This window comes from Halodesulfovibrio marinisediminis DSM 17456 (genome assembly GCF_900129975.1).
Lineage (GTDB): Bacteria > Desulfobacterota > Desulfovibrionia > Desulfovibrionales > Desulfovibrionaceae > Halodesulfovibrio > Halodesulfovibrio marinisediminis.
Map to the genome: position 1 here is coordinate 253,527 of NZ_FSRG01000003.1, position 22,457 is coordinate 275,983.

The 22,457-nt window shown below is 45.5% G+C and carries 17 protein-coding genes; 6 read left to right on the forward strand and 11 right to left on the reverse strand.

Annotation, left to right across the window (positions count from 1 at the left end):
* The first annotated feature begins 425 nt into the window (after positions 1-425).
* The 5 genes from BUR09_RS01215 (at position 426) to fdhF (ending at position 8,436) form a co-directional block, all read left to right on the forward strand.
* Complete coding sequence (locus tag BUR09_RS01215; RefSeq protein WP_074215148.1) at positions 426-2,225, forward strand: formate--tetrahydrofolate ligase; 1,800 nt, start codon at positions 426-428, stop codon at positions 2,223-2,225.
* 85 nt (positions 2,226-2,310) lie between these two features.
* Entirely contained in the window at positions 2,311-3,201 is an 891-nt protein-coding gene (folD, locus tag BUR09_RS01220) for a bifunctional methylenetetrahydrofolate dehydrogenase/methenyltetrahydrofolate cyclohydrolase FolD (protein ID WP_074215149.1), read from the forward strand.
* A 190-nt stretch (positions 3,202-3,391) separates the two neighbouring features.
* Positions 3,392-3,874, forward strand: coding sequence for an NADH-quinone oxidoreductase subunit NuoE family protein (locus tag BUR09_RS01225; protein ID WP_074215150.1), 483 nt, complete (start codon positions 3,392-3,394; stop codon positions 3,872-3,874).
* A 10-nt stretch (positions 3,875-3,884) separates the two neighbouring features.
* Complete coding sequence (nuoF, locus tag BUR09_RS01230) at positions 3,885-5,729, forward strand: NADH-quinone oxidoreductase subunit NuoF (protein WP_074215151.1); 1,845 nt, start codon at positions 3,885-3,887, stop codon at positions 5,727-5,729.
* Between the two features lie 10 nt (positions 5,730-5,739).
* Entirely contained in the window at positions 5,740-8,436 is a 2,697-nt protein-coding gene (fdhF, locus tag BUR09_RS17000) for a formate dehydrogenase subunit alpha (RefSeq protein WP_084539279.1), read from the forward strand.
* 162 nt (positions 8,437-8,598) lie between these two features.
* Here fdhF and BUR09_RS01245 read toward each other — a convergent pair whose 3' ends face one another.
* The 6 genes from BUR09_RS01245 to BUR09_RS01270 all read right to left on the reverse strand — a co-directional run bounded on the left by BUR09_RS01245 (position 8,599) and on the right by BUR09_RS01270 (position 14,719).
* Complete coding sequence (locus BUR09_RS01245; protein WP_074215154.1) at positions 8,599-9,063, reverse strand: Lrp/AsnC family transcriptional regulator; 465 nt, start codon at positions 9,061-9,063, stop codon at positions 8,599-8,601.
* Positions 9,064-9,314: 251 nt separating this feature from the next.
* A complete protein-coding gene (locus BUR09_RS01250) occupies positions 9,315-9,992 on the reverse strand; it encodes an ABC-type transport auxiliary lipoprotein family protein (protein WP_074215155.1) in 678 nt (225 codons plus the stop codon).
* An 8-nt stretch (positions 9,993-10,000) separates the two neighbouring features.
* Positions 10,001-10,924 (reverse strand): MlaD family protein, encoded by a 924-nt coding sequence (locus BUR09_RS01255; protein WP_074215156.1) that lies wholly within the window; start codon positions 10,922-10,924, stop codon positions 10,001-10,003.
* A gap of 1 nt (position 10,925) precedes the next feature.
* Positions 10,926-11,702: an ABC transporter ATP-binding protein gene (locus BUR09_RS01260; protein ID WP_074215157.1), complete on the reverse strand. Its 777-nt coding sequence runs from the start codon at positions 11,700-11,702 to the stop codon at positions 10,926-10,928.
* Between the two features lie 2 nt (positions 11,703-11,704).
* Positions 11,705-12,838: an MlaE family ABC transporter permease gene (locus tag BUR09_RS01265; protein ID WP_074215158.1), complete on the reverse strand. Its 1,134-nt coding sequence runs from the start codon at positions 12,836-12,838 to the stop codon at positions 11,705-11,707.
* Between the two features lie 180 nt (positions 12,839-13,018).
* Positions 13,019-14,719: a SulP family inorganic anion transporter gene (locus BUR09_RS01270; RefSeq protein WP_074215159.1), complete on the reverse strand. Its 1,701-nt coding sequence runs from the start codon at positions 14,717-14,719 to the stop codon at positions 13,019-13,021.
* A gap of 722 nt (positions 14,720-15,441) precedes the next feature.
* Here BUR09_RS01270 and BUR09_RS01280 point away from each other — a divergent pair.
* On the forward strand, positions 15,442-16,617 hold the full coding sequence (locus BUR09_RS01280) for an amino acid permease (protein WP_074215161.1): 1,176 nt from the start codon (positions 15,442-15,444) through the stop codon (positions 16,615-16,617).
* Positions 16,618-16,690: 73 nt separating this feature from the next.
* On the opposite strand, the gene proX is transcribed toward BUR09_RS01280, so the two are convergent.
* From proX to dsrK, 5 genes are all read right to left on the reverse strand, one after another.
* On the reverse strand, positions 16,691-17,710 hold the full coding sequence (gene proX, locus BUR09_RS01285; protein WP_074215162.1) for a glycine betaine/L-proline ABC transporter substrate-binding protein ProX: 1,020 nt from the start codon (positions 17,708-17,710) through the stop codon (positions 16,691-16,693).
* Between the two features lie 803 nt (positions 17,711-18,513).
* On the reverse strand, positions 18,514-19,677 hold the full coding sequence (gene dsrP / locus BUR09_RS01290; protein WP_074215163.1) for a sulfate reduction electron transfer complex DsrMKJOP subunit DsrP: 1,164 nt from the start codon (positions 19,675-19,677) through the stop codon (positions 18,514-18,516).
* Between the two features lie 10 nt (positions 19,678-19,687).
* Entirely contained in the window at positions 19,688-20,464 is a 777-nt protein-coding gene (gene dsrO / locus BUR09_RS01295; protein ID WP_074215164.1) for a sulfate reduction electron transfer complex DsrMKJOP subunit DsrO, read from the reverse strand.
* Entirely contained in the window at positions 20,464-20,844 is a 381-nt protein-coding gene (dsrJ, locus tag BUR09_RS01300; protein ID WP_066851472.1) for a sulfate reduction electron transfer complex DsrMKJOP subunit DsrJ, read from the reverse strand. Before dsrJ ends, dsrO begins: the two co-directional genes overlap by 1 nt.
* Positions 20,845-20,846: 2 nt before the next feature.
* Positions 20,847-22,457: a sulfate reduction electron transfer complex DsrMKJOP subunit DsrK gene (gene dsrK / locus BUR09_RS01305; protein ID WP_074215165.1), complete on the reverse strand. Its 1,611-nt coding sequence runs from the start codon at positions 22,455-22,457 to the stop codon at positions 20,847-20,849.

Sequence of the window (22,457 nt, forward strand, 5' to 3'; positions counted from 1 at the left end):
CATTTTAGCACTCAATTTGAAAGTTTTCTGCAAAAAAAATTACGCATATTGACGTAAATGCAATAGTGTGTGTATGGCTCTGAGAAATACAAAGCTGAATGCAAAATTATTGCGGGATAAAAGGACGAAGGTGTTGTTATCACATGAAGCTTTCATCTTAAGACTAGTTGGCAAACTGGGAATGCTGCCTGGTCTTCCCCATCGAATGGCATACTGTTTTGTTGGCAGGCTGTACGACGCTGCAAGCTTTGGTTGTTCAGTCTGAAAGATTGATTTGATGTACTACCATGCTCACACGGAATGCTTTTTTCTTCGGTTTGTAAAATGAGCACTTATGGGATCCTTATGTTGAGACGCGAAAATGTGGTAACATTCTCTGTGTAGAGCAATACCTGTTCTTTTACCTTATAAGGGAGGGTGAAAAGATGGCCTCTGTAGAAACAGAACATAAGACCTTGGATCCTAAAAATCATGCTGACTGGGAAGTTGCCCAGGATGCTGAAAAACGGATGAAGACCATCTACGCCATTGCTGACGAGATGGGACTCACAGAAAAAGAGCTTCTTCCGTATGGGCACTACATGGGTAAAATTGATTACCGTGCAGTACTCAAACGCCTTGAGAACAAGCCTAACGGCAAGTACATTAACGTAACCGCAATTACTCCTACCCCGCTTGGTGAAGGTAAGTCCACAACGACTATCGGTCTTGTGCAGGGGCTTGGTAAGCGCGGTAAAAAATCTTCTGCTGCTATCCGTCAGCCATCTGGCGGCCCTACCATGGGTGTAAAAGGTTCAGCAGCTGGTGGCGGACGCTCTCAGTGTATTCCGCTCACACCTTTCTCTTTAGGTTTTACCGGCGACATTAACTCCATCATGAATGCGCATAACCTTGCGATGGTAGCCCTTACCTCCCGCATGCAGCATGAGCGCAACTATGATGACGAGAAGCTGGAAAAACTCTCCGGCATGAAACGTCTTGATATTGATTCTACCCGTGTTGAAATGGGCTGGGTAATCGACTTCTGCTGTCAGGCATTGCGCAATGTTATTATCGGCATTGACGGTGTGAACGGACAGCGTGACGGCTACATGATGCGCTCAAAATTTGATATTGCTGTTTCCTCTGAAGTAATGGCTATTCTTGCTGTTGCTAAGGACTTGCGTGATCTTCGTGAGCGCATGTCTAAAATCATTCTTGCCTACGATAAAAAAGGAAACCCGCTTACCACAAAAGACTTCGAAGTTGACGGTGCTATGACCGCATGGATTGTAGAAGCTGTTAACCCTAACCTTATCCAGACTCTGGAAGGACAGCCTGTTATTGTTCATGCGGGTCCGTTTGCAAACATCGCAATTGGTCAGTCCTCCATTATTGCGGATCAGGTTGGTCTGAAACTTTCTGAATATCACGTAACTGAGTCCGGCTTCGGTGCGGACATCGGTTATGAAAAGTTCTGGAACTTAAAGTGTCACTATTCTGGTCTTAAGCCGGATGCAGCAGTTGTTGTTGCAACTATCCGTGCTCTTAAGTGTCACGGTGGTGCTCCGGTTCCGGCTCCAGGTAAGCCGCTTCCTGAAGAATATAACACTGAGAATGTAGAATGGGTGGCAAAAGGTTGTGATAACCTGCTGCACCACGTTAATATCGTTAAAAAATCCGGTGTATCCCCTGTGGTGTGTATTAACGCATTTGTGACTGATACTGATGCGGAAATTGCGAAAGTGCGCGAGCTTTGTGAGGCTGCCGGTGCACGCGTTGCAGTTTCCAGACATTGGGAACTCGGTGGCGAGGGGGCATTGGAGCTGGCAGATGCAGTAATTGCAGCCTGTGAAGATGAAACTGAGTTTACACCACTCTATACTTGGGATATGCCTGCACGCGAACGTATTGAGCGGGTAGCTACCGAAGTATATGGGGCTGATGGTGTAGATTATTCTGTTGAAGCACTTCGGAAGCTGAAGGCTATTGAAGCTGATCCTAAAGCAAGTGAGCTTGGCATGTGTATGGTTAAGAGTCACTTGTCGCTTTCCGATATTCCTACAAAGAAAGGTGTTCCAACTGGCTGGCGTCTTACCATTCGTGATGTTCTTGTCTTCGGTGGCGCAGGATTCTTTGTTCCGGTAGCAGGTGCTATTTCACTTATGCCGGGCACAGGTTCTAACCCGTCATTTAGAAGAATCGATGTTGATCCTGACACCGGACAGGTTAAAGGGTTGTTCTAGCAAGAAAAAGCGCGTGTGCGCGATTTGGTCGGGCTCCGCATTTTGCGGAGCTCGCCTATATGCGCATTGCAGAAAGGAGCAGACGATGAGTGCTGAAATTATCAGTGGAACCCAGATGCGCGCAGCAATTCTTGAAGAACTGCGCGGAGAAGTAGCGGCTATTAAAGAAAAATACGGTACCGTTCCAGGTCTCGTAACTATTCTTGTCGGGGAAAATCCGGCTTCCGTAAGCTATGTGACCCTTAAAGTGAAGACTGCACTCGACCTCGGTTTTCACGAAATTCAGGATAACCAGCCTGAAGACATTACTGAAGATGAGCTGCTTGCGCTTATCGAAAAGTACAACAACGACCCTTCCATTCACGGCATCTTAGTTCAGTTGCCGCTTCCAAAGCACATTGATGAAGAAAAAGTCATCACTGCGATTGATCCAGACAAAGACGTTGACGGATTCCACCCTGTAAACCTTGGCCGTATGGTTATTGGTGATACAAAAGGCTTCCTTCCATGTACTCCTGCGGGTATTCAGGAAATGATCGTGCGTTCCGGTACGGAAACAAGCGGTGCGGAAGTTGTGGTGGTTGGTCGCTCCAATATTGTTGGTAAGCCTATTTCCATTATGATGGGACAGAAAGGCGTGGGTGCCAACAGTACTGTGACTATGGTACATACACGCACTAAGGACTTGGAAGCACACTGCAAGCGTGCAGATATCCTTATCGTTGCGGCGGGTGTTCCAAATCTCGTTAAACCGGAATGGATTAAACCGGGTGCAACCGTAATCGATGTTGGTGTTAATCGCATCGGTACTGCACCATCCGGCAAGGCGCTGTTAAGCGGCGATGTCGAGTTCGACAAAGCAAAAGAAATTGCTGGGAAAATTACTCCGGTTCCCGGGGGCGTAGGACCAATGACAATCGCTATGCTTATGAAAAATACTGTCGCCTCAGCATGGCGCCACCTTGGGGCCGCGTAAGCCCTTGGTGTTGAAAGCATAAGATAGAGGTGTCGATTGTTACGATAGTTTAAAAAGGCCGTTAACTTGAGTATGTACAAGTTAGCGGCCTTTTGTCTTACTAATAATATCAGATCATATTAGTAGGAAAAGCTAAGCGGCATTTACCCAGTACTACAGACTTTGTACGTTCAGTCTGTATGGAGGAACAATGAGTTGCTGCAGTGAAGAAATTTCTCAGGAGATGTGGAAAGAGGTAGACGGCGTTATTCAACGGCACAAAGAAACTCCCGGAGCACTTATTACTGTACTTCGTGAGGCGCAGGATATTGTGGGTTGGTTTCCACAGGTGCTTATTGAATATATCGCGAAGGGAATGAATATTCCTTCAAGTGATGTGTTCGGCGTTGTTTCTTTTTATTCTCTTTTCTCTCTCAAGCCGAAAGGGCGCCATTCCATTAAAGTGTGTACCGGTACCGCTTGTTATGTAAAAGGTGCTCGTGAAGTTATTGGTCGAATTTCCGGTGAGTTCGGCGTTGCTGAAGGGGAAACAACAGAGGATAGGCGCTTTGACCTAGAAGGTGTCCGCTGTGTCGGCGCTTGCGGTTTGGCTCCTGCAATGGTTGTTGATGGTGAAGTGCACGGTGATGTGACTGCCGATTCCGTTTTGAAAATCTTAAAAAAGTATTCTTAACGGAGCGCCTATGACAATTACTCCCCAAAATCTTAAAGAGTTGCAGCAGGAATATGCTGCGCGTTTATCAGAACCTAGTGTCCGTCATTTGTTCATATGCGGCGGTACGGGCTGCCATGCCACCGGCAGTCTGAAAGTAAAAGCTGCTCTGCATGAAGAAATTGAAAAGCACGGTCTGGAAGATACTGTCCGTATTGTTGAAACTGGCTGTAACGGATTTTGTGCTCTTGGCCCATTAATGGTCGTACATCCTGATAATGTGTTTTATCAGAAAATGACCAGAGATGATGTTGCAGAAATTGTTAGCGAGCACCTCGTTAACAATAATCCGATTGAACGCCTCATGTATAAAGATCCGCAATCCAAAAAGCGGGTTCCCCTGTTTTCTGATATTCCTTTCTTTGCGTTGCAGAAGCCTTGGACGCTACGCAACAAAGGCATAATCAACCCTGAGTCTATTGAAGACTATATCGGTCGCGAAGGCTACATTGGCCTTACTAAGGCGCTCCTTGAAATGCAGCCGTCTGAGATTATCGATGAAATGAAAGCTTCCGGTATCCGTGGGCGTGGTGGCGCCGGTTTTCCAACCGGTATGAAGTGGTCGTTTGCGGCGCAGAATGACAGTGACATGAAGTATGTCCTTTGTAATGCGGACGAAGGTGACCCAGGTGCGTTTATGGACCGAAGTATTCTGGAAGCTGACCCACATGCAGTTCTTGAAGGAATGACCATTGCGGCTCGCGCGATAAATGCAACTGAAGGCTATATCTACTGTCGTTCTGAATATCCGCTTGCCATTAAGCGCGTGCAGATCGCTATTGATCAGGCTCGCGAGATGGGGCTGCTTGGTGAGAATATTTTAGGTACAGACTTTTCGTTTGATATCTTTATTTATCAGGGCGCAGGAGCGTTCGTGTGTGGCGAGGAAACTGCGCTTATGCGTTCTATTGAAGGAAAGCGTGGTATGCCTATCCCTCGTCCACCTTTCCCAGCCGCACAAGGGCTTTGGAAAAAGCCAACTATCCTTAACAACGTAGAAACGCTCGCCAATGTTGCCCAGATAATGGTTAACGGCGGTAAATGGTACTCCTCTGTGGGAACAGAAAACAGTAAGGGGACCAAAGTGTTTGCGCTATCGGGCGATGTAAACAACATCGGGCTTGTTGAAGTGCCTATGGGGACTTCATTACGTTCGATTGTATATGATATCGGTGGCGGCATTCCTAAGAAACGTAAACTCAAAGCAGTGCAGCTTGGCGGTCCTTCAGGTGGGTGTATTCCTGAAAAATATATGGATGTCGTTGTAGACTATGAAGAGATCGCCAAAGTCGGTGCCATCATGGGTTCCGGCGGCGTTATCGTAATGGACGACAAAACCTGCATGGTTGATATGGCGCGCTTCTTTCTTGAATTTATTCAGGAAGAATCCTGCGGCAAATGTACTCCATGTCGTGAGGGCACCCGTAGACAGTTGGAAATTCTGGAGCGTATTTGTGAAGGGCATGGCAAACCAGAGGATATTGCTCTTATTGAAGAATTATCCGGAATGATCACCAGTTCTGCTTTATGTGGACTGGGACAGACTGCATCCAATCCTGTTCTTTCTGTACTTCGTCATTTCCGTGATGAATTTGAAGCGCATATCTATGAGAAGAAATGTCCTGCCAAACGCTGTCCTGCCTTGGTGGACTTCAAGGTTAGTGAAGAGCGTTGTAAAAAGTGCGGTAAATGTGCGTCCGTTTGTCCTGTCGGGGCAGTGGAATGGAAAAAGAAAGAAGTTGCAAAAATTAATACGGAATTATGTGTGCAGTGTATGAGCTGCTACACTGCGTGTCCGTTTGATGCCATAGATTAGGTGGTGACCCATGAGTACCTTAGAACTGACCATTAATGGCAAGGGATATGCGTTCACCCAAGGGGAAACTATTCTAGATGTGGCGCAAAGAAACGACATCTTTATTCCTACGTTGTGTCATTTGAAAAATGCCACTCCTACAGGTGCGTGCCGAATGTGCGTGGTGGAAGTGAAAGGCGCACGATCGCTGGTTGCAGCTTGTACAGTACCCGCTGGTGCTGGCATGGAAATTCAAACGGAATCTCAGGCAGTAGTAAGTTCGCGTAGAATGAATTTGGAATTGCTGTTGTCCTCCGGTTCGCATGACTGTTTGCTATGTCCTTCTTCCGGTGACTGCCGGTTGCAGGATTTGGCATTTCGTTACAATGCAACAGGCAAACGCTTCGAATGGACAAAGCCGAAGTATCAGCCGGATATCTCCAATCCGTTTTTAATCCGTGATTTTTCAAAGTGCATCCTTTGCGGACGTTGTGTGCAGGCATGTAAAGAAGTGCAGGTAAACAATGCTATTGATTACGGATATCGTGGCAGTGATACAAAAATTATTGCCAAATGTGATCTACCGTTAGGTGATTCAGACTGTGTTTTTTGTGGAGAGTGTTTGCAGGTTTGCCCTGTTGGTGCGATCACTTTGAAGAAAGCACGCCAGAAGCCACGTGTCTGTGAAACAGAAGTTGTCCGTACAACATGTGCTTATTGCGGGGTAGGCTGCCAGATGAATCTGCATGTAAAAGACAATGTTGTGCAGATGGTTAGCGGTGTGGATGTCACGCCGAACTACGGCAGTTTGTGTGTAAAAGGACGCTTCGGGATGCAGTTTATTAATTCTGAAGAGCGTCTTATAACACCACTTATTCGCAAAGATGGGGAACTTGTTCCGGCAGATTGGGATGAGGCTCTTGATCTGATTGCGGAAAAATTATGCGGGTACAAGGCAGAATATGGCGCCGATTCTATAGGCGTTCTAGCCTCCGCCCGTTGTACAAACGAAGAGAATTATCTCTTTCAAAAATTCGCACGCGCAGTTCTTGGGACAAATAATGTCGACCACTGCGCAAGATACTGACACTCTCCTACGGTAGCCGGTCTGGCTGCTGCATTTGGAAGTGGTGCTGCAACAAACCCGATTGATGACCTGAAAAACGCCGATACGGTGCTTATAACAGGTTCGAATATAACAGAGAACCATCCTGTGATGGGGGCTGCGCTCAAGCGTGCAGTTACACAGCATGGGACCAAACTGATTGTGTCAGACCCGCGTAATATTGATGTCGTGCGTTTTGCAGACGTCTGGCTGCGGGCCCAGCCGGGGACAGATGTCATCTGGATTAATGCCCTTGCACATATAATCTTGCGCGATGGTCTGCACGATCAGGAGTATATTGATGAACGCACAGAAGACTTCACAGCCTATTCGCAATCCCTTGCGAAGTTCACACCGGAGTACGCAGAGAAGATGTGCGGTATTCCGGTTGCTGAGCTTGAAAAGGCAGCGCAACTGTACGCAAAAGGGCGAAGCGCAATCCTCTACTGTATGGGAATTACCCAGCACATAAGTGGTACAGATAACGTAAAAGCGCTCGCTAACCTTGCAATGTTGTGCGGTAATATTGGCAAAAAAGGTGGTGGATTAAACCCGTTACGTGGGCAAAATAATGTGCAGGGTGCGTGCGACATGGGGGCACTTCCTGTGACATATCCTGCGTATGGAAAGGTAATAGACGCAGACATTCGTGCACGTTTTGAAGCGGCTTGGAATGTAAAATTGTCATCTTCTAACGGTATGACATCACGGCAAATGTTCGATGCTGTGGATGAAGGTTCACTTAAGGCGATGTATTTGATCGGGGAAAATCCCGTTGTTTCCCATGCGGATGCAGCTCATGCTGTGCACTGTTTAAAGAAAATTCCTTTCCTTGTTGTACAGGATATTTTCTTAACTGAGACAGCTGAATATGCAGATGTTGTGCTTCCTGCGGCTTGTTTTGCGGAAAAAAATGGTACCTTCAGTAATACAGAACGTCGTGTTCAACGTGTGAGAAAAGCAGTAAATCCACCACAAAGTGCACGTGATGATGCGCAAATAGTGTGCAGTGTTGCTGCTAAAATGGGTGCAACGTTGGCACCGGAAGATGGAAAAAATGTTGCAGCTATCTTTGAAGAAATGACATCTGTAGCACCTTCATATGCAGGTATAACTTACCAGCGTATTGAAGAAAAAGGCATTCAGTGGCCATGTCCGGATGCGGAAACTAGTGGAACAGATATTCTGCATGTGGGCAAATTTGTTCGCGGAAAGGGAAAGTTTCATTCTGTAGAATATGTGGCTCCTGCTGAAGTTGTGGACGACAACTATCCGCTTATCCTTACAACAGGTCGCGTATTATACCAGTATCATACAGGAACAATGACAAGAAAAGCTGAAGGGCTTGCTGCAAAAGAGCCTACAGCTTACATAGAAATAAGCAGTAATGATGCAGCTAAGTTTGATGTGAAGGACGGAGATATGGTTAAAGTTTCTTCACGCAGGGGCTCCATCAACGTAGCAGTCCGGCTTTCAGAAAAGGCTGTGGACGGAACCGTGTTTATACCGTTCCACTTTGCAGAAGCTGCTGCTAATATACTTACAAATAATGCAGAATGCCCTGAATCTGGTATTGCCGAGGTGAAGGTCTGCGCTGTTACTCTTGAACCAGTCGGTGACTAGACGAACGTCTTGTAGCCACAACAACCACATATGACAGGAGCGGGTCGGCAGGAATACTGCTGACCCGCTCCTACTTTTTAATAACAAAAATACGGGAGGGACTTCTTTTGTGCAACCAATGCGAAGGGGTAACTTGTTATTGGTTGCGCCTATTGCATTTCGTTATTCAGGCAGGGTGTTTGGATCAAGAATGTATGGAGTCATCAGTTTAGAGCCTTTGTATACAACAAAGCTTTCAACAGACCGAATCCCTTCAATTTTGGACATTTCTTCAGAATAGAATTCAAGCAATCCGAATCCATCACGAAGCAGCAGGGTGAGGATAATATCAAAGCGGCCTGTTACAACTGCAGCAGAAACAACACCGCGAAGCTGGCTTAGTTCCTGACATTTTGCAAAAAGATCTCGCTCATCAAGCAGTACACCTGTAAAAACCATTGTATGGCCGGGAAGCTGTTCGACATCAAGACGCGCAACAATATCCATTACGCCTTCTTTTTGCATTTTGTTGATTCTGGAACGCACGGTGTTTTCCGCAACCGCAAGTTCCTGCGCAATTTCTCTGAAGGATTTACGCCCTTCAAGAAGTTGTCCGGCTATCTGAAAACTTAATTTATCAATTTTCATTACATTCCCTCCTGTTACAGCTTTGCCTGTTGGCAGGCAAAAAGAAGTCTTTGACTGACAAAGCGATAATGATGTTATTGATACTAATTTTTACTAAAAAATTCAATAAGACCGGATAAAAAGAGCTTATTTCGTCATTTGAATGTAGGCATGACGTTTAGAAATGCAGAAACGCCGTAGTAAATACGACGTTTCTATAGTTGGTATGTGATTAATTTCAGCCAGCTGGAGTATATTTGAGAAAAAGACTGCTAGTTTCTGGCTGCGTGGCGTGATGAGTTCATCTTCTTGCGGTGTTCGTGTTCCTCTATGTTGGATGTAACCCATGTGTTCATCTCGGCGAGAGCAGCCTCAACAGAGTTGTTGAATGCATCAACAATTGCTTCCAGCCCTTTGTTTTTTGCTGTTTGTTGTCCTGTAAAGACAGATGACGCAACTGGTGTTGATGCCCTGCTGGTATCAAGAAGCCAGCAGTCTAGCGTTACCTGTATGTTCGGTGGCGTGTTTTTGGTATCGTATCGCGCATAGAAGTCTTCAATACTCCACACAAGATGATAGTCGGCGGATATGCCGGGCTGTGTGTTGTTGTATGAGCGTACCTGTTGAGTGGAGTTGAGGGAATGTATTACTGCACTTTGCATCATCTCCGGTAACGCTGTCGCCCATTTTCCTTTCGCATAATAGAGCGCTTTTTGGTTCGGTTGAATAATGGCAATGCCGGTTGAATTTAAAAACGTGTTCGTTTGCGGTCTCCTGACGGCAACTGTAGGCACAGAACGCGAAGCCGTTTGTGTCGGTGAGGCTGTAGATACAGCAAGTATGTAGTTTGTTGATGCTTCGGGTGGTGTTAATCCAACATCAATTGCGCACCCTGAGCATACTGCAAGTATCAACGGTATAATGAGTAGTCTAACGATAAGCTTGCGCATATATGCTCCTATGGCGTCTGATATTCAGGTACTGTTTTGCCAAGCAGGTATTGCTTAGGATTGCTGTCTAATTTTTGCGCTATGTTTTCCAGTGCTTCTACAAGAGTTCTGCTTTCGTTTACCAACGAGGTAAGATCGTCCAGTCCACCGTTGCTGAAACGGGTCAGCCCCGGTTCCATGTTTTTTACTAGGTTATCGATTCGTTTCACAAGGAGACCAATTTTGTCGGTTGCCGGTGATAGTTCTTTCGCTACATAGTCGTTAACAGTAGTGGCGGCGTTTTCTGTTTTAGTCATCGCCTGTCGCGTTTGTTCTGCGGCATTTTTAATATTATCCAGCGCTAATCGGATGTCGGCTTCGCTTTTTACCAACATGTTGGAGAAGGAAGAGATGTTGGCAAGAAATTCTTTTATATTTTTCCGGTTATCTTCATTGACTACTTTGCGGAGGTCTTCCAGTAGGTTTTTGCCAGTGTTTAACATTTCTGGCAGAGCGCTCATGATTTCACTAAGTGGGGAAGGAACAGTTTTAATGACAGGAACATTGCCTTTGAACAGAGGCCTCAACAGTGGGCTTGATGCTGTTCCGCCGGATATGAAAACTGAAGATTGGCCGGTAATGCCAATAGGGATAAGTTTGGCCCTTGAATCATCCCTGATGGGGGTACCACGTTTCACAAGAATTCGAACACGAATTTCTTCTGGTTTATCTGGATTGAGCACAATGTTGGTTACCTTACCAACCCGTACTCCGTTAAGTAGTACAGGGTTGGATATCGACAGCCCGTTGACGTTTTTCTGAAACATGATGTCGTAAGGAACATCGTCAGTTTCTGAAGTGGTACCCACTCCCCACAAAATGAATGCGAATCCTAAGACAAATGCCGCGATGATAAAGGCGCCGACTATAATAAAGTGTGCTCGTGTTTCCATATTATTTCTCCCCGCAAGGCATCGTTTTCGCACTGCGTCCGCGTGGCCCGTTGAAATAATCTTGAATCCATGGATATGGGTTTTCAGACAGCTCTTTTACTGTTCCTATAGCGTATATGTGCTTTTCGGCTAGAACAGCTACTCTGTCACAGATGGCGTTAAGTGTGTCCAAGTCATGTGTGACGAGAAAAACTGTAAACCCTAGTGCATGTTGAAGTTTTTTTAGTAAGTTGTCGAAAGCTCCTGCTGTAATAGGGTCTAACCCCGCAGTCGGTTCATCCAAAAAAAGTATTTCAGGATCCATAGCCAGCGCCCTAGCTAAACTTGCACGCTTACGCATGCCCCCAGAAAGTTCTGAAGGCATAAGATTAGCCGAATCAATAGGTAAGCCTGCCATAAAAATTTTTAGCAGTGCAATTTCTTTCCGCGTTTTTTTGCTTATCTTGGTATATTCTTTAAGGGCAGCTTCAACATTTTCCAGTACGGTTAATGAGGAGTATAGCGCCCCATCTTGAAACAGAACTCCCCAGCGCTGTTCGATCTTGTGTTTTTCTTCTGTATTCAGTTTGTGATATTGTTGCCCAAAAATTTTAATGGATCCTTGCGAATGATGTTTTAATCCCAGAATAGTTCTGAGTAAAACAGACTTGCCTGAGCCGGAACCACCAATGACACCGATGATTTCTCCACGATAAACATCAAGGTCGAGACCTTCATGTATGACCTTGGTGCCATACTGTGTTTTTACGTTCCGCAGGGAAAGAATGACATCGCTCATACTTAGAGTCCCATTTCTGCAAAAAAGATTGCGAAACCTGCATCAATAACAATTACAGCAAAGATAGATTCAATTACGGATGTTGTTGTTAGGCGGCCGACAGACTCTGCGCTACCTGTAACTTGTAATCCCTGAAAACAACCAATCGTTGCAATGACAACCGCAAAAAATGGTGCTTTGATTATTCCTACGTAAAAATCCCATATGTTCAATGTGTTATGAAAGCGAACGACGAAGCCATGAAGATTAATATCAAGTGTCTGCCAGACCATGAGTGCACCGCCGAGCAGTCCCATGATATCTGCAATGAAGCCAAGGATTGGGAGCATGATGAGAAGTGCAAGAACTCTTGGAATAACAAGTGTATCTACAGGGTTGAGGCCAGACGTTTTCATTGCGTAAATTTCTTCATTGGTAATCATAGCTCCAATTTGTGCTGTGAATGCAGATCCAGAGCGGCCGGCAATAACAATTGCGGTAAGCAGGATGCCGAGTTCGCGGAGTACTGCAATCTGTACAAGTTGGATGACAAATACCTGTGCACCGAATTTTTGAAGCTGTTGTGCTCCCATGTAGGCCAGAACCATACCTATAAGAAAAGATAGAAGGGCGATAATAGGAATGCCGCGTATGCCAACATGTTCAAGATGGTAAAAAAGTGCTGTTGTTCTAAAATTCTTAGGCTTAAATAGAGATCGAACTAGTGTTGTGACAACTTCACCTAGGAACCCAATAATATTGAGTGTAATTTTTAGTTGCTCAATGAAACATCGTCCCATGTCGTTCAGAATGGAAATTAATAAGGGAACCTGTCTAGTTACGATCTCTTCTTCTGAACGTTTTTCAACTGTTTCAAGCAGGATTTTATCCTTTTCATCTGCTCCTGAAATGGAGCATGTCTTTCCTTCCGCGAGAACTTTTCTGCGGAATTGTTCAATGATCCAAGCGCCGTTAGTATCAAGTTTTGAGATGTTAGCAACATCAAGCACAATAGAGGGCGCAGCATTCAGTTCAGAGGCCATAAAGGGACGCTCAACTGAATCAAGATGCAAGGTTGTCCACGTGCCTGAAAGAGAAATGCTGATTTCTTCAGGGGCAGTCTGGACTTCAAAAGATGGTGCTGGTTGTGTTGTCATAGTTCTCGTTAGGTAAGAAAGTAAAAAACATTGTGAGTACGATAGCATACTCTCTGCACTATCTAGAACGGTATACATTGAAAAATACCTAATAGTTTGAAAAGACAATGACTAATGAGAAGCAGAAGACAAAAAAAGGCCCTGCAACATATGTTGCAGGGCCTTAGTGGTTGTATGGAACTACGCCACGGCAGGATTTGACACTGGAGAGGCCGTTTGTTCTTCAGCCAGCTCATGTGCTTTTTTCCATGCTGTTCCAAAAGAATGGCTGATATCGTCATTGCTGATAAATGACAGCAGCCCGAAGCGAATCATCTGTTTTTGGATGGACGGATCAACACCGGAGAACATTACATGGACATTGAGTTGCTGCATCTGGAGCAGTACAAGTTCAATTGCATGTAGTGCCGTTGCATCAATGGTGTGAACATGTCGCATTCTAAAAATGATGACACGCGGTGGTTTGCGCATCAACGAAAAGGTCTGTGAGAAGCGATCCGCACAACCGAAGAAGAAAGGACCATTAATTTCATAGACTTCAATCTCACTATTCAGTGATGGAGTATGTGTCACCGGTGCAGCCTTTGTACGTTCCCAGTTTTGGAATTGTGTTGCATCGCTGATGCGACCAACCAGAAGCAGGGCGGCCAGCACAACACCAAATTGTACTCCAACAGTGAGATCGATAAGAACTGTCAGCAGGAAGGTGGAAACCATAACTGCTGCATCAGATTTAGGGGCACGAAGAATATGAATGAATTTAGGAAGTTCGCTCATATCCCAAGCAACATAGGTAAGAACACCGGCAAGGCTGGCGAGCGGGATTGCAGACGCAATCGGTGCAAAGAATTTAACAAATAAGGCAAGAACAATTGCGTGCACCATGCCGGATACAGGTGAGAAGGCGCCTGCACGAATGTTAGTTGCGGTGCGGGCAATTGCGCCGGTGGCAGGAATGCCGCCGAATAGGGATGACGCGATATTTGCTACACCTTGTCCGATGAGTTCTGTGGAAGAATGATGGCGTTCACCAGTCATACCATCCGCAACAACAGCACTCAGCAGAGATTCAATTGCTGCGAGCAGTGCAATAGTAATCGCATCTGGAAACATAGTTACAGCGAGATCCGGAAGATTGGACGGAAGAGCAAATGATGGAAGTTCTGCCGGAATGCCACCAAAGCGGGTGCCGATAGTCGCTACATTCAGACCGAAGATCATTGTAACAGCAGATGCTGCTAAGATTCCTGCAATATGTGACGGGAATCTTGGGAAGAACTTACGAGTGAGGAAAATGGTCGCAAGGGTTGCTCCCGCTACTGCAATGGAATCTAAATGTGCGGTTGGCGATGCTTGTGCCAGGGTAGCTACTTTAGGAATAAAAGAAGCTGGAATCTCGGATAATTCAAGTCCGAGTAGATCTTTTACCTGTGTAGTAAAAATGAGTAGGGCAATACCCGTAGTGAAGCCGGTTGTTACCGGATACGGAATAAATTTTAGTAGTCTGCCTAATCCGCAAAAGCCCATAACAAGCAAAATAACACCTGCCATGCAGGTAGCAACAACAAGCCCTTCATAGCCGTGTCTTGCAATGATACCAGCTACAATAACAACAAACGCCCCTGTCGGGCCGCCAATTTGGAAACGGGAACCGCCGATAGCGGAAATGATGAAGCCGGCTACGATTGCAGTAAAGAGGCCTTTTTCCGGTGAACAGCCGCTGGCAATTGCAAAAGCCATCGCTAGTGGCAGCGCGACGATGCCTACTGTTGAGCCGGAAACAACATCTTTGGCAAATTGTGTGAAATTATAGCCGGAAGTGAGAGTATTAAGCAAAGCGGGACGGAATGGTCGTCTGCTAAAAATAGCGTATGAACGCACAGTGTATCCTCCATGAGATAATAAAAACACATTGGGTGGACACAGGCGCGGTCCGGTTGGATTTTCGGATCGGTCTGGAGGTCTTCGCCGTACATTGAAAATAGAATAGCTTGAAAAGCCAAGAGTTCTGCTTCAATAAGTATCTGTAAATAAAGAAAAAATAAAAACAAGATGTACGTGTACACTCATTTTTTTAAAGTAAGACGAGGGCTTAATAGTGAGTTTTTATGAAAGAGGCAAGGATGTTTTTTTAGCAAAAATGACAACGTCGAATTGAACATTAATGTTAAACTGGAAAACAAAAATGTATATCTGCTGTACATTTTTGTGAAAATGACTATTGTAGCGCTGCCGTACACGGATTTTTGTAACAGGTTGAAAGTGCAGATTTTTGTCAGAAACGTAAAAAATATGCATTACAGTGCTTGACCTTGTCTCGCAACAACGTGTACTTGGTGCTGACTATAAATATTAATCGCGCAACTACATAAGCTGCTATCGTTACTATATCGCTGCACACAACTTAGTAGGTTTTACATTGAAAAATAATAGCATACCTACAAAGGGCGAATAGTACTGTCACGCTTTTTTATCCTTACAAGTATCACTAGTGAAAGTGGTTACCTACCTGCCCCGAAAACGGTTTCGGCAGGTTACGGGCACTATTTTGTTTTTTATCAGGTGTGGGCGCGGGCACAAATGACCTATGGGGGTTTAACATTATGAAGTCGCAATCTCTGGATGCAGTATGTGTTGTAGCTGGTACCACTATCGGTGCCGGAATGCTTGGTCTGCCAATGGCAATTGGCTTTCTAGGCTTTAAAGTCAGCATGGTACTGCTTCTGGTCATGTGGGCTTTGGCATTCTACACTTCCCTTCTCCTGCTTGAAGTTAATCTTCAGGTTGGAGCTGGCCTAAACGTAAACATGATGGTTAAGAAAGTTCTTGGCAGATGGGGGCAGATAATTGCCGTTGTGTGTCTTGCTTTCCTTCTGTATGCGGTGCTTGTTGCGTACGTTACTGCAATGGGTGGTATTATTGCCCGCGCGATCGGAGTTAACGGTGACCCGTTCAGCACAGGTGTCTGTGCGGTTGTATTTGCAGCTGTCATGGCTGTAATTATGTTCTTGGGCACTAACACTATTGTTCGCTGTAACAGTTTGCTGTTCTTAAGTATGCTTGGTGCAATGGCTATAGCATTTGCTACCCTGAGCACCACCGTTGATGTTGGCGTACTGGTTAGTTCAACACCAGACTATAAGTATCTAGTTGGTGCAATCCCTGTACTGTTTGCCTCTTTCTCATTCCACTTCTGTATTCCAAGTGTAACTACTGTCGTAGGAACAAACACAAGACAGCTTGTTAAAATTATGTTCTGGGGCACATTGCTTCCACTTCTCTGCTACATGCTGTGGTTGTTCCTCTCCCTTGGCAGTGTGCCAATCGATCAGATTGTACACATGAGTGGTAGCGTGGATTCACTTATTAAATCTATGTGTAACGGCTCCGTTGTTATTCAGACTATTCTGTCTATTTTCGCAGCGTTTGCCCTTATTACTTCTTTCTTTGGTGTTGCGTTGTCTCTGTTTGACTTGATGGCAGAAACACTGAACCGTGGTAACACCGGTAAGGAACGTTTAGGAACAACCTTTATTGTTTTTGTTCCAGTTCTTATTGCATCCTTGCTTGCACCGGGTGGCTTTATTGCAGCGCTTGCTCATGCTGGTGCAGCTCTCGCAGTTATCTGCATCCTCTTGCCATGTGCAATGAGCTACAAACTTCGTCGCGAAGCTAAAGCGGCTGCAAAACAGATTGCTTACATGACTCCGGGTGGTAGCATGGGTATTGCGACCGCAGCTGTATGTGGTGTTGTAATCCTCGTAGCTAACTACATCTAAACAAACTCGTTTTTGAAAAAATAAAGCCCCGCTTTCGAAAGAAGGCGGGGCTTTTTGTTGGATTAATAATGGGCTATTCAACCGTACGACGTGCTTGATCAAGCCAATTGTTCCATGTGTCCTGATTGTTTTCAATCCATTCATCCGCATGGCGGTTGATGTCCCGCATTGATTTTTCGCCTCGCATGAGCTTTGCGTATTGCTCGTTTAAGTCACTTAGGTCGATAGTAAAAAGTTCTAAAAACTTCTTGGCTGGCGGGTTTTGTTCAAGAAATTTATTGTTTGCGACAACACGAATATTTGCAACGCTGAAGCCCATATCAATTGGGTTTGTTGCTGCACCTTCAACATCTTTCAAGTGCATAAGCTCAAGTTCTTCTTTGGAGTCGGTGTTTGGAATATTAAACGGAACATTAATCCAGACAACGTCTTTTCCCGGCACCAGTCTGTAGACAGTCCAGCTTGGTGTCCATGTATAGTAGAATATAGGCTCACCGCTTTTGTATGAGGCGATATTAGCTGCCATTGCTGCTTGATATGATGCACTTACCTGCTCAACATGGTCCTTAAGTCCATACTTCTCAATATGCATCTGGATGACTTTTACAGTATTCCATCCATGTGGGGCGCCGGTTAAGTCGGCCTTACCATCTCCATCCTTATCAAATGCTTTACGAACTTCAGGACGTTTGAAGTCCTCAAGAGATTTGATGTTCAGGCTTTCTGCATGCTTTTTATCTACAAGGTAACCTTGTAGAGCTTGCTTTTTAAGTACGTATCCGATTGCAGAAATAGAATCTTTGTATTTATTAAGGTGGTTTTCATAAAGTGGGAACCAACCGTTTGGCCAGTAATCTACATCCCCTAGTGTTAGACTCTTAAAGAACAGTGCAACAGGAAGTTCTTTAGTTTTCTCTACGGTATACCCTAGTTCACGCAGTCCCTTTTCAATAATAACTGCATGGAAGTAGCCTGTTGTCCATGTAGCACGTGCAGGGCGGATGGTGATTCCTTTACCAGGATGAGGGTTAACTGCAAAAGCGGGAATAGACATGGATAGAATGAGTAGGGTCAGTAAAAACTTTTTAATCATCGTGGTAATATCCTACAATGTTAAAGGGTTTTCAGTGTGTCGCAGGGGATTTTCGGCTTAGCTTCGTTTTTTACAAGCCTGCAAGGAGCTTGTTCAGAGCAGGTTCGTTACACCGTTGGATCAGAAAGGCATTTTTTGCACCATGAGGATATGCACTATGCAAAGTCGGTCTTACGTAGTTGAGCCGACATAATGCTGAGTAATAGCCGAGAATGCGTAAAGTACGCCGCAGAGCACGATAATGCGCGGTGAAGGGAAGATAAACTAAGGGGAAGTGCGACGAATGTATTGCATAATAAGACGAGGTCTTATTTTTCGGTTGCTTATAAACATAGCAGCCTAATCAAAAAAAAAGGGGTTGTGTAGTGAAAATCAAATAAAAATATATAACTAGATGTAGAAGTGATGAATACTTGAGTTTGGTAGGCGCTTAGTAATTTTAAGAAGAGAAAATTGAATTGAGAACGGAGTGTAGCGTAGTTCGATTTTGCTTTTTTTGCAGACGGGATGGTGACATGGCATCAATGTTCCGTTGTGCGATAGATTCAATTAGTTCATCAACAAGAACAGGCTGTTTTTTCGTTATATAAGAATTTTGTGTAGGACATTGTGGTAACAATGTAGTGTGGGGGGAAGAAGTGTTTTTATCAGGAGAACAGTTTTCTTGAAGTAGGGGGTGTGGAGTGCGTTTTTTCATAATGAAAGAGTGACGGAAGAGGGAAAGAAAATCAAGCTTAGGTAGTGAGGGAATAAAAAAGGGTCTACCCAATGGGCAGACCCTAATTTTTTCAGAAGAACAGGGACTACAGAGTACCAGCTTCTTTTTTCACATCGATAGCGATCTTCCAGAGGATAGACACTACGAATGCGCCCACTGCAAAGATGCCGAGAGAGATCAGCAGCTCAGGTACAGTTGGTGCGTAGGTAGCCCAGGTTTCAAATGGAGATGGTGCGAAACCACCGATGATGAGACCAAGACCTTTGTCAATCCAGGTAGCGAGAACGAGCATGCCGAGAGCCCATGGAAGGATCTTCATGTTTTCACGCAGGGAGGTAGGAATGAGCAGAACGAGGCTAGCGATAGCCAGGATTGCACCAATCCACATCCAGTAAGTTACCCAAGGGAGACCCTGCTCGGTACCTGCAAAGAGGTAGTGGAGCGGATGCATGTGGCCAGGAATGTTACTGTAGAAGGCTGTAAATACTTCACAGAGGAACAGGAACACGTTGAGGCACATTGCGTAGGTGATAATGAGGGTAAGAGTCTTGATAGCTTCTTTACCAATCTCAAATTTAGCAATTTTCTTCACGATCATAAGAAGGAGAAGAAGAAGAGCTGGACCTGCGCAGAATGCAGAAGCAAGGAATCGAGCTGCAAGAACAGCGGTGAGCCAGTAATGACGACCCGGGAGACCCTGAGACAAGAACGCAGTTACGGTGTGGATAGAGAACGCCCAAATTACGGAAGTGTAAATGAGGTATTTTACCCAGTTAGGGTAAGCTACCTGGAAGCGTTCACACTCAAGAGTTTTCCAACCGATGATTGCGTTAAGACAGAGGTAACCGATAAGTACCATCATGTCGTAGAACATAACGGAGTTAAGGGTTGGGTGCAGCATTACGTTCAGCATACGCTGCGGCATACCCATATCAACAACGATAAAGAGCATACACATGATAACTGCGCCGATTGCCATGAATTCACCAAAGATGATGATCTTCTTGAACTGCTTGTAGCCGTGGAAGTATGCTGGAAGTACCAGCATAACAGCGGATGCAGCGATACCTACGAGGTAGGTAAACTGAGCAATGTAGAAGCCCCAGGTTACGTCACGGTTCATGCCTGTAAGGCCGAGACCGTATTGAAGCTGGAACAGGTAGGTGATTGCACCGATACCGATGATGCCGCCAAGGAAAGCCAGCCACATGTAGTACTTTGGAGATCCTTTCAAAACTTTTTCGAGCATGATGGGCCTCCTAAATTATGTAGAATACACCAGGCTCAGTGCCTAATGATGGTTTACGACGAAGTGTGAAGTTCTCTTCGAGCAACTTACGAACTTCAGATTCAGGATCTGAAAGGTCGCCGAAGTGAATTTTGCCCTGAGCTGCTTCAACACAAGCTGGGAGCTTGCCTTCATCAAGACGTTCAACACAGAAGTTACATTTTTCAACTACACCGATCATACGGGTAGGGAACTTAGGGTTGATGTCTTTGATGTAAGGGCGGGGGTCAGTGAAGTTGAATGAACGTGCGCCAAATGGGCAGCCTGCCATGCAGAAACGACAACCGATGCAGCGATGGTAGTCCATAGCAACGATGCCGCTTTCAAGCTTGTAAGTAGCCTGAGTTGGACATACGCGAACACAAGGAGGGTTTTCGCAATGGTTGCAGAGCATGAAGTATTCACGTTCTTCAATTTCTTTTGACTGATACTTGTTGGTTGGTTCAGTGAAGGTGTGCTCGTATGCGTCTTTCCAGATCCATTTGATCTCAGTTTTACCTGGAATCTCAGGAACGTTGTGAGCAACGTTACAAGCGTTGATGCAAGCATCAAAGTCTTCTTTAGAAGTAAACTCGCGAGTATCAATTACCATAGCCCAGCGCTTAGCATTAAGCGCAAGAGCGTCTTCTTTGTAACTAGGTTTAACAGCAGCAGCTGCTTTGGTCACGCCGCCAGCGGCAAGCTGAGCACCAAGACCTGCAACAGAAAGGCTGGCAACCTTAAGGAATTGTCTTCTGCTACGTTTCATTATTCATTCCCCTTAGGCGGAACGTGGCAAGTCCAACAGTATGGTTCCACGGCGTTCTCAAGGTGACAAGTGTCACAGAACTCAGCCTTATTGGTATGACAGCTCATACAGGTTTTCTGCAGGCTTGCTTCCCAAGTTGCACCGTTAGATGCAACGTAAACACGCTTGCCGTCACGAAGTGCGGAGTCGCGCCACTGGTTCAGCAGAGTCATGTGCTCAGCGCGCATAAACTCAACAGGCTCGATGCACTGCTTCTGATCAGCAGGCAAGCTCAGTTTAGGACCGGTGTAGTCTTTGGAAGCCAGATTGCCCCAGAAAGGGTAAGAAAAAACGGCTAAAAAGATTACCAGTCCGGAGATAACATACTTGCTGTTATACATGATTATTCATCCTCCATACCTGGCAGTTCTTCCTGCCTGAGGTCCATAGTACGCTTTTTCTCGCCTTTCATAACGAGAGCGTTAGCTACAAGCTCGTGCATACCAGAAACGTCTACGCCCGGTGCCCAGTAGTCAGCAAGCGGAGGCAGGGTTGCACGGTCAATAGCACAAACACAAGACATCATGTTAACACCGTGTTTTTCCTGTACGTGACGCAGAGCGTTACCACGAGGAAGAGCACCACGCATGCGGATTTCCATGATCTCATCAGTGTTGAGACCGGAACCAGCACCACAGCAGAAAGTCTGCTCGCGAATGGTGTTCTCAGGCATTTCATAGTAGTTGTTACATACAGCCTTGAGGACTTCACGTGGTTCTTCAAGGAGACCCATACCACGAGCTGGGTTACAGCTATCGTGGAAGGTAACGTTGAGGTGATCGTTACGTGAAGGATCAAGGCGGATTTTGTTGTGCTTAATGAGGTCAGCGGTAAACTCTGCAATGTGAACCATTTTGGTTTCACGAGCGTTTTCAAACACGGTACCAGTAATTGGGCTTACTGGAGTTTCCATGCAAGAAGGTGCTGGACCGTTCATTGTGGACATGTACTGGTTGATAACACGCCACATGTGACCACATTCACCACCGAGAATCCACTTGGAGCCTAAGCGTTCAGCTTCAGCGTACATCTTAGCGTTCAGTTTCTTCATCATGCTGGATGATGTGAAGAGACCGAAGTTACCGCCTTCAGATGCGTATGTGGATAAGGTGTAATCAAGCCCAATTTCTTCAAACAGCATCAGGTAACCCATGAAGGTGTAGATGCCTGGCTCAGCAAAAGCGTCACCAGAAGGGGTAATGAAGAGAACTTCATGACCAGGTTCGTTGAAGGTAGGGTTGATGGAGATACCGGTCACTTCTTCAATGTCTTCGCAGAGGAATTCTACGATTTCTTTGAAGGCGTGTGGAGTAATACCAAGGTGGTTACCGGTACGGTTACAGTTGCTTACTGGGTCCATGATCCAGTGGAGACCAAGACCGAGTTCATGCAGCAACTCACGAGCCATCATGGTAATTTCAGCGGTATCAATACCGTATGGGCAGTACAGGGAGCAGCGGCGACATTCAGTACACTGGTAGAAGTAGTAGAACCATTCTTTAATTACGTCTTTGTCGAGCTTGCGTGCACCGGCAAGTTTACCAAGGATTTTACCGGCAGTGGTAAAGTCTTTACGGTAAACAGAACGGAGCAACTCTGCACGTAGAACAGGCATGTTTTTAGGGTCGCCGGAACCGATGAAGTAGTGACACTTATCAGCACAGGCACCACAGCGAACACAGATGTCCATGAAAAGTTTAAGAGAACGGTACTTTTCAAGACGTTCTTTTAAACCGTTGTAGATGATTTCTTCCCAGTTTTCAGGGAGGTGCCAATCTTCCTCAAATGGGTTCCAATCGTGTGGATTAGGCATCCCAAGAGGTTCCATGGTCGCTTTCTTAGCTGGATATGCCACCGCACCCTCAGTGATTTCAGGCTTGGTGTCCATCCAGTTTTCACTTGGCATATCGTAGCTGACTTTGATCAGCTCTTCAGCGGATGGTATGTTAGACAT

Coding starts and splice junctions, on each gene's coding strand:
- BUR09_RS01250 (WP_074215155.1), bottom strand. CDS start 9,992: ATGCGCAAGCTTATCGTTAGACTACTCATTATACCGTTGATACTTGCA.
- nuoF (WP_074215151.1), top strand. CDS start 3,885: ATGACAATTACTCCCCAAAATCTTAAAGAGTTGCAGCAGGAATATGCT.
- BUR09_RS01260 (WP_074215157.1), bottom strand. CDS start 11,702: ATGAGCGATGTCATTCTTTCCCTGCGGAACGTAAAAACACAGTATGGC.
- folD (WP_074215149.1), top strand. CDS start 2,311: ATGAGTGCTGAAATTATCAGTGGAACCCAGATGCGCGCAGCAATTCTT.
- BUR09_RS01215 (WP_074215148.1), top strand. CDS start 426: ATGGCCTCTGTAGAAACAGAACATAAGACCTTGGATCCTAAAAATCAT.
- proX (WP_074215162.1), bottom strand. CDS start 17,710: ATGATTAAAAAGTTTTTACTGACCCTACTCATTCTATCCATGTCTATT.
- BUR09_RS01225 (WP_074215150.1), top strand. CDS start 3,392: ATGAGTTGCTGCAGTGAAGAAATTTCTCAGGAGATGTGGAAAGAGGTA.
- dsrK (WP_074215165.1), bottom strand. CDS start 22,457: ATGTCTAACATACCATCCGCTGAAGAGCTGATCAAAGTCAGCTACGAT.
- dsrJ (WP_066851472.1), bottom strand. CDS start 20,844: ATGTATAACAGCAAGTATGTTATCTCCGGACTGGTAATCTTTTTAGCC.
- BUR09_RS01245 (WP_074215154.1), bottom strand. CDS start 9,063: ATGAAAATTGATAAATTAAGTTTTCAGATAGCCGGACAACTTCTTGAA.
- BUR09_RS01255 (WP_074215156.1), bottom strand. CDS start 10,924: ATGGAAACACGAGCACACTTTATTATAGTCGGCGCCTTTATCATCGCG.
- dsrP (WP_074215163.1), bottom strand. CDS start 19,677: ATGCTCGAAAAAGTTTTGAAAGGATCTCCAAAGTACTACATGTGGCTG.
- BUR09_RS01280 (WP_074215161.1), top strand. CDS start 15,442: ATGAAGTCGCAATCTCTGGATGCAGTATGTGTTGTAGCTGGTACCACT.
- BUR09_RS01265 (WP_074215158.1), bottom strand. CDS start 12,838: ATGACAACACAACCAGCACCATCTTTTGAAGTCCAGACTGCCCCTGAA.
- dsrO (WP_074215164.1), bottom strand. CDS start 20,464: ATGAAACGTAGCAGAAGACAATTCCTTAAGGTTGCCAGCCTTTCTGTT.